This is a genomic window from Hydrogenivirga sp. 128-5-R1-1 (genome assembly GCF_000171895.1).
Genome location: NZ_ABHJ01000502.1, coordinates 1 through 1,104 on the forward strand (window position 1 = coordinate 1; position 1,104 = coordinate 1,104).

1 protein-coding gene and 1 pseudogene are annotated in these 1,104 nt (G+C 33.9%); both read left to right on the forward strand.

Annotated features, from left to right (window positions below):
• Nucleotides 1-871 (forward strand): ATP-grasp domain-containing protein (locus HG1285_RS00355; RefSeq protein ID WP_008289689.1); only part of this gene is annotated, 871 nt, incomplete at its 5' end.
• Nucleotides 868-1,104, forward strand: a pseudogene (locus HG1285_RS00350) (molybdopterin molybdenumtransferase MoeA); the annotation flags it as partial. The gene HG1285_RS00355 and the pseudogene HG1285_RS00350, both read left to right, overlap by 4 nt.

Sequence of the window (1,104 nt, forward strand, 5' to 3'; positions counted from 1 at the left end):
TTCTCTTTCAGAGGATATAGTATATAAAGTAAAAGAACAAACAAAAAAACTTGCAAAAGCCTTAAATGTTAAAGGCTTAATGAATGTTCAGTTCGCAGTTAAAAATGATGAAATTTACATTATAGAAGTAAATCCAAGAGCATCAAGAACAGTACCTTTTGTAAGTAAATCAATAGGCTATCCTCTGGCAAAAATAGCATCAAAAATAATAATTGGTAAAAAATTAAAAGAAATAGTCCCTGAAGTTTTCAATATAAAAGAAACCCATCCAGCTTCAGATTTCTGGGATAAAAATGTGAAAATGTACTCTATTAAAGAAGTTGTTTTCCCGTGGAACAGATTCCCTGAAGTTGACCCGCTGCTGGGTCCTGAAATGAAATCAACTGGAGAAGCAATGGGGATAGATAAAGACTTTGGACTTGCATTCTGGAAAGCTCAAGCAGCCACAGGTCTTTTACTTCCTGAAAGTGGAAATGTTTTCATTTCAGTGGCAGATAAAGATAAGCCCGCTGTCTTAGAAATAGCTAAAAAACTTAAAAGCTTAGGATTTATTATTCTTGCTACAAAAGGAACATTTAAATTCTTAACTGAAAATAATGTAGAAGCACAGCTTGTAAGTAAACTTTCAGAAGAAAGACCAAATATAGTTGACAAAATAAGAAATGGAGAAGTTCAGCTTATTATAAACACTCCTTCAGGGAAAAGAGAAAGGTCAGATGCATACTACATAAGAAGAGCAGCTGTTGAACATAAAGTTCCTTACTTTACAACCATAAGAGGAGCTTACGCTGCTGCTGTTGCTATACAGTGTTATAAAGAAAAAGGAATTGATGTAAAACCAATTCAAGAAATATTTGGAGGAAAAAATTGATTTTATATAAAGAAGCACTTGAAAAAGTTATAAACCATACAAAAACACTTGGTATAGAAAAGGTTTTTATTAATCAGGCTATAGGCAGGATACTTGCTGAAGATGTAACTGCAGACAGAGATAATCCTCCTGCTGATAACAGCGGTATGGATGGTTTTGCTGTTAGATATGAGGATATTAAAGGTGCAACTGAGGAAGAGCCAGCAGTCCTAACTCTTGTTGGAGAATCTAAA